The following is a 9023-nucleotide window of genomic DNA, read 5'->3' on the forward strand; positions in this document are numbered from 1 at the left end:
TTTCATTGTAACTGCGAAGGATCGGAATGAGTTCAATAATCGGATTCAGTCCGAGTTCTGTCTTCAACGCATCGACGGCTTCAAAATAAAGAGCCTCTGTCTTTTCGCCTTCATAGACAAGATAAACCTTCTTTCTTACTTCTGTATCAGATAAAATACGGGAACGTTCCGCAAATTTTTTCTTTTCCCGCATTTCATTTCTCCGTTACTGGAAACACCGTGCTAAATATCGGAACCCCGCCATATCTTCCTTCAAGATACGCTTTATCAACCTTTTGGTCGAAGCGGGTATTATACTCCTCTAAAGAGTAAATATCGCTGTCTCCGCTGTTCTTTTTATCAATAAACCAGACCTCATCCCGGCGCAGTAAATCAAAATCCAATAGGCGGGATTCATGGGTTGTCACAATGAGCTGAATCTTTTTTTCTGCCGCCAGCTGAAGATAGGTTTTAACGAACTGATAGGATAAAGTTGGATGTAGACAGCGGTCTAATTCATCAACGATATACACCTTTCCTTCCTCTGACAACAAGATTTCGAGCAAATCTAAAATCCGGATTGTCCCATCCGATTCCTCCGATAAAGAAAACAGCGTTTTTTTTGAACCATGAGAAAATTGAATGGTTTTACAAAGGATTTCACCTTCCTGATTGAATTCCAATGTGAAGAAATCATGACGGCTGCGCATGACCAGCCCCCATTGCGACTCATCTGGATTAGCGTTCATCTCAGCAGCTTTCTTTTCAAGAGTGGTAAGAAGTTCAGAACGAATTGATTTCGGTATTTCGTCAAAAACTTTTTCCACCGGAACCTCAACCAGTTGAAAATCAGTAATTCCTGTTCCAAAAGCGGAAATAAAGCGGCAGATCTTCTCAACGTTTTCGGTTTGCACCATATAAGAATAATCGGAAATCGGCTGGTCTGGAAAATTGATATCCAGCCGTTGTTCAAACCATTGGTACATTTCCGCAAAAATCATGGCTTCCTTGAATTGATGATACAATCCACGTTTATGCTTATTGAGTACTGACAGCATCAGTACACTGTGGTCATCAGAAATATCGTCCGCATACACCCGCAGTTTATCATACAGGCCGTCAGCTTGGAATTCTTTTGCGAAGGAATAGGTTTTATTCATCAAATCCCGTTCAAAAATCACCTTTTCTCGATTATCCGGCATCAATTCTACCAACCACTCTGATACAAATTGTTGTGTGCTTAAAATAACTTCAAATCCGTAAGCATAATAACGATGATTCAATAAAATTTCGGTTTCAAAATAACTCGCTTTCCCTCTATTTTCCGAATCATTTTTACAATACCATGCTGAGCTGCCTTTCGGAAATCCGTTGACAACCAAAGTCCGCATGCATTGAATCGCCTTAACTAAATTTGATTTTCCCGCGGCATTCGCGCCGTACACAGCCGCAAACTTCAATAATTTCAATTTATCTTCTTCGATCACATGTGTTTTTTTATTTCGGACCTTCCCAGAAATCATTGAAAATTCCTGAGACTGCCCATCATCTCGACTTGAGAAGGATAAGAAGTTCTTTACGTTAAACCGAATTAACATGGCCTATTCTCCTTTACTAATATTAGTATAAGTGATTATTTCTCTTTAATCAAATATTTAAACACTAATTTCTATTATTTTAATTATTCAATATGTGATTTTTTCACTTTTATTTCAATTTTCATCATTATCCGACATCTCAATTTATTCTCAGTAAGGCACACAGCATTCAACTGCGAATTAAATTATTGAATTTATAAATTGATTTTTATTATTTATTTATGAATATTTTTAATTGACAAATTAACACAATCGACATATCATGGAACTAACAAGAGGTGGATATCATGAATGAAACGAAAACGCTGAGGCTCTGGAATAAAAACTTTATCCTGCTGTGGCAGGGCACGCTGTTCTCAACGTTCGGCGATGTGCTTTACAGCATCTGTATCGGATATTGGGTCTATGAGAAAACAGGTTCCACCGCGCTGATGGGACTGTTGACAAGCATCTCCATGTTTGTTGCCATGTTCCTAGGCCCCTTCTGCGGGGCGATCATCGACCGCAGCCACCGCAAATGGATCATCGTCGGCACCGATCTGATCCGCGGCTTAACGATGATCGGATTGGGCTTGATCGCCATGAGCAACCATTTAGAGGTCTGGATGGTGCTGGCCACAGCCTTCATCGCCGCTTTGTGCAATGCGTTCTTTACCCCGGCTTCGATGACCGTCATGACGGATCTGGTGATGCCGAAGGATCTGGTCCGGGCACAGTCCTTGTCCGGCGGAATGCGCTCGCTCGTCGCCATGGTCGGCAAGGGCTTAAGCGGGGCGATCATCGCGTTTCTCGGCGTGCCCTTCGTGATTCTGCTCAACGGGATTTCCTTATTGATCTCCGCTTTCACCGAATGCTTCATCGACGTCCCGCGGGCTCCGAAAACCGGAATGCCGATCAATCTGAAAACACTGTTCGCCGACTTGAAAGACGGTGCGCAGTATGTGCTCAACGACCGCTGCTTCCGTCTGATCGTCATCGTCGCCGTGTCAGCCAACTTCTTCGGTTCAGGCATGGGCGCCGTATTCCTGCCGTTCTGTCTGGGCCGGGGCTTAGACGTCGTGCAGTATGGCTATCTGATGTCGCTGCAGTCGATTTCTGCGCTGATCGGTACGATTTTCATGGGCACGCTGAACATCAGGCCGGAGCTGCGGATCAAGCTGATGTTATTCGGTTTCCCGCTGAGTTCGCTGTTGTTCGCCCTCTGTTATTCGATGCAGACGTTCAATTCCATGGCCTTTACCTTCCTGATCACCTATTTCGTCAGCGCCGTGGCTAACGCGATTCTCAACGCGGCCTTCATGCTGATCATCCCGCGGGAAAAGCGGGCGATGATTTCCGGGTTTATCATGATGGCCTCCAGCGGCGGTCAGGCCTTATCCTCGCTGGCCTTCGGCTTCATCGCTGAATTCGTGGATCTGAGCGTGCTGGGCACCGTTTCCAGTCTGATCTCCATCCTGCCGTTTATCCTGCTGTTTGTCTATCCGGAAATTCAGACCCGCTTCATGCAAGCGGAATTAAGCCCGGAAATCTGAGCGACAGAATTAAAAATAAAAAACCACCGAAGTGCGCTCTGCCGGTCAGGACAGAAGCCGGTTTCTCCGGTGGTTTTTTCTATCTCTTAAAAGATTTGCTGCGCTTTTGGGCGTCCCTGATTTCAGCTAAGCCTGGCTTCACGAATCCTTCCGGCCGTAGATACTGGCAAACGGTTTTCTTAACGCCATATATAACAAAACGGAAACAAAGACGCAGATCACGGCGTTGAAGGCGGTAACGCCGCCGGTCCAGGTCAGGATGATCGCCGCCGCTTCAGCGTTAATGCCCAGGATAAACCGTTTAAACAAATAGCCGATGATCGGATCGAAGATCACGTTGAAGCCCAAGCCGGCCGCCGCGCTCACAGCGGCGATTTTCATCGCCTGCCGGGAATCCTCAGCACGATTCAGTCCCAGCTTCTGTCCCACTTTTCCAGCAAGATAACCGATGCAGAATTTCAGGAAAAACGTCTTCGGCGCCGACGCGACATAGCGCGGATCCAACAGATCGGCAATCGACAAACCGATCGCTCCGGCAACGCCCCCTTCGACCGGTCCCAACAGAAATGCTGACACGACCACAATCGCGTTCGCGACATGAATCGCGACGGAAGAGCCGGCCGCCAGCGGAATATCGATCTTCAAATAACTGAAAACAACGTAATTGATCGCCGCAAAGATCGCAATGAACGCCATTGTCCGCGTCCTCTTTGTCATAAATAAATCCCCCTTCGATTTTTATACCTGCCGCGTGATGCAACATCCGGCTTTCCCCTTCCTGACAGTCGGCGGAAACCCGGTTTCGCGGCCTTTCTTATTGTAATACGAAACGATCAGGCAGGAAAACTTTTTTATGATTTTTCAGTCTCTTTTATGATGATCGTGCTGTCCGATATGACTTTCCTCCCATGAATTCAGTTTTGCAAAACAATCATAAAAAAACCCGGACCGTTTTCTGACGGCCGGGTCAAATTGCAATCGTTACTGCTCTTTGTCCGCTTGCGGATGCAGCTCCTGCCAGATCTGCTGCGAACGGATTTGCCACAGCTGGGCATAGTTCTGACATTTCGCGCATAAATGCTCCGCGCTCTCCGGCGATTGCAGATCGGTCGAAACCGCGCCGCTTTGTCTGACCAGCCGCGGCAAAATCTCCGGATTTTCCAGCATCGGGCATGGCCGAAGCATGTTCCCGTTAAACGGCTGATTGTGATAATAGGCCTTAAACAGAGGACTTTGCAAGGCTTCCAGCAACGTGTGCTCGCGGATATTCATGTTGGAATAATGAATGAACACGCACGGGTCGACGTCGCCGTTGGCATTGATGTGCAGATAACGCCGGCCCCCGGCAATGCAGCCGCCGACATATTCAGCATCGTTCTGAAAGTCGATGGTGAAAATTGGTTTCGTCTGGCGGAAGCCGCGGATCTGCTGGATCATCCAGGCCCGCTGATCGGGGGACGGCATTAACACCGGCGCCGCTTCATTGCCAACCGGCATGTAATGGAAGAACCAGGCGAACAGCGCGCCGTCCTGAATCATCTGATCAAAATACCGCTCGCTGCTGACATCCTGCACATTGGCGCTGGTATAACAGGTCGATACACCGAAAGGCAGCTTATATTGTTTCAGCAGCCGCATCGCTGCGCGGACCGTCGCATAACAGCCTGCGCCCCGGCGGCTGTCGTTGGCTTCCTCAAAGCCTTCCAGCGAGAGGGCCGGCACAAAGTTTTTGACCTCCAGCATCGCTTGACAGAACGCCTCGTCGATCAGCGTACCATTGGTAAACGCCAAGAATTCACAGTCCGGATGTTTCCGGCAAATCGCAAGCAGATCCTCTTTCCGGACCATCGGCTCCCCGCCGGTATAAATAAACATAAACGTGCCCAGCGCCTTGCCCTGGGTGATGATGGAATCGATCTCGGCCACGCTGAGATTCAGCTGATGACCATATTCCGCCGCCCAGCAGCCGGTGCAATGCAGGTTGCAGGCCGAGGTCGGATCAAGCAGGATCGCCCACGGCACGTTGCAGTCGTTTTCCGCCGAAGCTTCAATCTGACGGGCGCTGCCTTTCAGACTGGCGTTGATGATAAAGTTGGTGAAAAACGTCTTGCGCACGCCGGCGTCCAAGTCATACAGCTTCAACATCAGATCATACCAATGATTCTTCTGTTCGATCACCCCGCGCACCGCTTTGCGCTGGGACACGTACCAGTCATCAGGACAAACCTGATCGACGAGCTTCATCATCTTCGGAATATTCGCTTCCGGATCCCGTTCCAGATAGGCCAGGGCGGTTTTGACAGCCGTTTCCATCGCGGCGGATTTCATTTTTTCCATGGTTTTCATAATATAGCTTCTCCTTTTCCAGCTGCCCCCATTATAGGGGCGCGGAAAAAAGAAACCCAGCGACAGAAACCGCCGGGTGTAAAACGATCAGACATTTACGCCGGTTTGCCTGGATATTCAGGCGGCAGCAGCGCGCCGGTTTCCGCCAGTGAAATCAAGCGCCGGGTTTCCTCCTTGAGGTCATAGCGCATATCCTGATCCAGCCAGTCCAGCACCGCTCCCAGAAGCAGGCAGCGATAAAAATGCAGGACGGTGCGCAGGGCTTCCGGATCGTAGATGGCGTCCAGCTTCATTTGCCGGGCATACGTATTCAGCGTGTCACCGATCAAGCCGGTCAAGTGCTGCTGAAACAACTCGCGGCTGGCCGAATGGTAAATATGCAGCGCCGCCTCCCGATGTGCCTGACACCAGGCCAGCGCCTGATCCAGACTATCCAAGAGTGAAAGCGTATCCCGCTGCTCAGGAAGCAAAGCGGCAGCCTGTTGGGCAAAGATCGCTTCAATCAGAGAAGGAATATCCTCAAAGTAATAATAGAACGTGTTCCGGTTCAGTCCGCAGCGCTCGACAATCTGCGCCACTGTGATTTTATTCAACGGCTTTTCCCGGGCCAGCGTCATAAAGTTATCCATGATCCATTGGCGGGTTCTGATCATCCTCATCACCTCGTTCGCATTATACCATGAGTCAAAAACCAAAAGAAATCCCCGATACGACACAACCGGGGATTTGTTTAGCTGAATTTAGAATTTTCTACTTATTGTTCGATCCAGACTTCCGAGAACTCGTTGGTGCCCAGCGTCGTGGATTTTTCCTGGGACAGCGGATGATTATGAATCGTCGCTTTGATCGGATAGCTGTAAATTTCATCCGTTACGATGACCATCGGCAGATCGCGCTTCAGAATCTCCTGAATCTGCTTATAGACTTCCCCGCGCTCCGCTTTGTCCGACACGGCGATGCCCTGTTTTAACAGCTCGTCGATTTCCGGATTGGCATATTTGGAAATGTTCAGCGACCCGTTGGAACCGATACGGTTTTCAATCGCGTTGGCATCCGGTCCCTGCGAGCCGGAATTCATCGCCATATCAAAGTTGTAGTTATCCAGAACCTTCGTCTGGAAGTTGGCGATTTCCGAGATGTTCAGCTTCACTTCGATGCCGATTTCCTTCAGCTGCGCCTGGATGACCGTCGCGGTGTCCTTGAAGTTGCCGCTTTCAAACGTGTCCAGCGTGCAGGTAAAGTAATAGCCGTTTTCATCCTGGGTATAGCCGGCTTCTTCAATCAGCTTCTTCGCCGCTTCCCAATCCATGTCCGGAATCCGCGCCGTTTCACTCATCGCCCAGTCAAAGACCGGCGTCATGTACGTTTCCGGAACGCTGCCGATGCCCTTGGCCGCCTTGTCAAGAATTTCCTGACGATCTAACGCCATGTCGACGGCCTGACGCACGCGCACATCCGCAAACGGGCCTTCCTTCAGGTTGAACGAGAGATAAACGCGGCCGGTAGCGACGTATTGATACACATTGTAATTCGGATCCTGTTTCAGCGCGGCGATTTCTGAAGACGGGGCTTTGCCGAGAATGTCGTCGACTTCGCCGTTCTGCCAAGCCTGGAACGCCGTCGATTCATCCGGAATGATCGAAACGATTAATTCGTCGATATACGGTGCGCCCTTGAAATAATCCTCATTGCGTTCCATGCGGATCGCAACGCTCTTTTCATAGGAAACAAACTTGAACGGGCCGGTGCCGACTGGCTGGAAGTTGGCCGGATTGGTCGACCAGTCATAGTCCGGCGTATCATAGATATGCTTCGGCATGATGAAGGTGCCCAGCCAGCCGATTGTGGCGACAATCCCGGAATTTGGTTCGGAAAGATGGAACACGACGGTATTTTCATCCGGACAGGTGATTTCGCTCAGCTGTTTGAAGCTGTTGGACTGATAGCCTTCAGTGCGGATCTTATCGAAGGTCCACTTGACGTCTTCCGAGCTGAACGGCTCGCCGTCATGCCATTTCACGCCTTCATGCAGATGAAACGTCAGCGTCAGGCCATCATCGGAGAACTCCCAGCTTTCCGCCAGATCGCCGACGACTTCGTTGGAAACTGTCTGCTTGACCAGCCGGTTGAAAATATTCTGATAAGTGACCACACCCCAGTCGTCAACTTTTAAATCAGGATTGAAGCTGTACGGATCACCCGCACCGCGGACGATGTAGGTTCCCCCGGACACCGGTTCGTCCGACGCAGTCGCCGTCGGTGCGGCGCTGCCCTCTCCCTGAACAGCACACGCTGTTAACATGACGGCGCAGACGCCGATGATGAATTTCTTTACCCAGTTTTTCATTTTCATTTTCTCCTTTTCTGAATTTCAATTAACGTCCAATTCAGAAAACCAGTGCTCCGGAAACCCCGGTTTGCTTCACCTGTTTCACGCCCTCATGCCCCCTTTAATCAAATACAAAAAATCCGCCTTCGTTTTAGAAGACGGATTGATCAATCCGTGGTACCACTCCTATTATCCTGCTTTTAAAACAGGATCACTCTGCGGACATCGTCGCCATGGCGAGAATGTCTTCTTCTGTAACGGGAATTCCCGGCGTCCCCTACTCGGCTTAACCTTTCAGCTCGCTGCTAACAGGGCAGTTGTCCCTGGCGTCCGTACTGCCTTGCACCCTCCGGCAGCTCTCTTAAACCCGACATTCCAGTTTCTCATTTCCTGATCTAGGCATTTGTGTTGATGGGATTAGTTTACCGCAGACAGAAAAACTTGTCAATTCTTTTTTCAAACTTTTCTGAAAATATTCTTTAGGAACAAGTCTTTTCATTTTCATTTTCAGAAAGAACTCGAATCCCGCGTTTGTTCTGATACATCTTCGCATCCGCCCGCATCATTGCCGATTCGATCAATTCATTGGGGCGAACCCAGGCTGTACCGGCCGCCGCCGACAGCGGAAATCCCAATTGCTGTGCGCTTTGGCTCAGTTCAGCTTCCAGCTGCTCCAACATTTCCGCCACTGCCGCCTCGCCGTTCAGCAGCACGCAGAATTCGTCCCCGCCGACCCGGAACACGCTGTCCGGATAGCGCGGGGCAAATACTGCTGTCAGCACCCGTGCGATTTCCCGCAGCGCTTGATCGCCGGCGGCATGCCCCAGCGTATCGTTGACCTGTTTCAAACCGTTCATATCCAGTTCGATGCAGCAAACCGGAATTCCGTCGGCGCGCTGCCGTTCAAGCTTATTAATCTGTTCCAAATAGGCGGCGCGGTTTCCCAGCCCGGTCAGCGCATCGGTATAAGCGATATGATAGATTTTCTGTTCCTGCTGCAGCTGTTCGTTCTGTTCAGCGATCTTCTGCGTTTTCTGCAGCGAGTGCAGCACAACCCCATAAAATGCGAACGTCAGCAGGCAGACCGCCATAAAGACCGGAACATATTCCGGACGCTGCGCGATCGGCGTGGGATACGCGGCGATAAAGCCCAGCACGAAATAGATCAGCATCGCGGTCAGAGCCATGGTTGCCCAACCGCCGCGAACCTGTTTCATCAGCGTTTTCAGCAACAGGAAA

8 protein-coding genes and 1 other annotated feature are annotated in these 9023 nt (G+C 49.9%); of the genes, 1 reads left to right on the plus strand and 7 read right to left on the minus strand.

Annotated features, from left to right (window positions below; all coding sequences use genetic code 11):
- Both HOLDEFILI_RS19785 and HOLDEFILI_RS11385 read right to left on the minus strand, forming a co-directional pair.
- A partial coding sequence (locus tag HOLDEFILI_RS19785; RefSeq protein ID WP_006059846.1) for a hypothetical protein occupies positions 1–193 on the minus strand: 193 nt, incomplete at its 3' end.
- Position 194: 1 nt separating this feature from the next.
- Complete coding sequence (locus HOLDEFILI_RS11385) at positions 195–1577, minus strand: AAA family ATPase (protein WP_006059847.1); 1383 nt, start codon at positions 1575–1577, stop codon at positions 195–197.
- Between the two features lie 287 nt (positions 1578–1864).
- On the opposite strand from HOLDEFILI_RS11385, the gene HOLDEFILI_RS11390 reads away from it, so the two are divergent.
- A complete protein-coding gene (locus HOLDEFILI_RS11390; RefSeq protein ID WP_006059848.1) occupies positions 1865–3109 on the plus strand; it encodes an MFS transporter in 1245 nt (414 codons plus the stop codon).
- Between the two features lie 138 nt (positions 3110–3247).
- Here HOLDEFILI_RS11390 and HOLDEFILI_RS11395 read toward each other — a convergent pair whose 3' ends face one another.
- The 5 genes from HOLDEFILI_RS11395 to HOLDEFILI_RS18480 form a co-directional block, all read right to left on the minus strand.
- Positions 3248–3826, minus strand: a complete 579-nt coding sequence (locus tag HOLDEFILI_RS11395; protein ID WP_006059849.1) for an ECF transporter S component — start codon at positions 3824–3826, stop codon at positions 3248–3250.
- A gap of 264 nt (positions 3827–4090) precedes the next feature.
- The gene (locus tag HOLDEFILI_RS11400) at positions 4091–5455 is read right to left on the minus strand and encodes a radical SAM/SPASM domain-containing protein (protein ID WP_006059850.1); all 1365 of its coding nucleotides are present in this window, start codon (positions 5453–5455) and stop codon (positions 4091–4093) included.
- 95 nt (positions 5456–5550) lie between these two features.
- Entirely contained in the window at positions 5551–6108 is a 558-nt protein-coding gene (locus tag HOLDEFILI_RS11405) for a TetR/AcrR family transcriptional regulator (protein WP_050766970.1), read from the minus strand.
- A gap of 101 nt (positions 6109–6209) precedes the next feature.
- Positions 6210–7802, minus strand: coding sequence for an ABC transporter substrate-binding protein (locus tag HOLDEFILI_RS11410; RefSeq protein WP_039864827.1), 1593 nt, complete (start codon positions 7800–7802; stop codon positions 6210–6212).
- A gap of 133 nt (positions 7803–7935) precedes the next feature.
- Positions 7936–8191, minus strand: a binding site (T-box leader).
- 72 nt (positions 8192–8263) lie between these two features.
- Positions 8264–9023, minus strand: a 760-nt coding sequence (locus tag HOLDEFILI_RS18480) for a GGDEF domain-containing protein (protein ID WP_006059854.1), incomplete at its 5' end; no start/stop codon positions are given.

This window comes from Holdemania filiformis DSM 12042 (genome assembly GCF_000157995.1).
Classification (GTDB): domain Bacteria; phylum Bacillota_I; class Bacilli_A; order Erysipelotrichales; family Erysipelotrichaceae; genus Holdemania; species Holdemania filiformis.

Coding starts and splice junctions, on each gene's coding strand:
- HOLDEFILI_RS11385 (WP_006059847.1), bottom strand. CDS start 1,577: ATGTTAATTCGGTTTAACGTAAAGAACTTCTTATCCTTCTCAAGTCGA.
- HOLDEFILI_RS11390 (WP_006059848.1), top strand. CDS start 1,865: ATGAATGAAACGAAAACGCTGAGGCTCTGGAATAAAAACTTTATCCTG.
- HOLDEFILI_RS11395 (WP_006059849.1), bottom strand. CDS start 3,826: ATGACAAAGAGGACGCGGACAATGGCGTTCATTGCGATCTTTGCGGCG.
- HOLDEFILI_RS11400 (WP_006059850.1), bottom strand. CDS start 5,455: ATGAAAACCATGGAAAAAATGAAATCCGCCGCGATGGAAACGGCTGTC.
- HOLDEFILI_RS11405 (WP_050766970.1), bottom strand. CDS start 6,108: ATGATCAGAACCCGCCAATGGATCATGGATAACTTTATGACGCTGGCC.
- HOLDEFILI_RS11410 (WP_039864827.1), bottom strand. CDS start 7,802: ATGAAAAACTGGGTAAAGAAATTCATCATCGGCGTCTGCGCCGTCATG.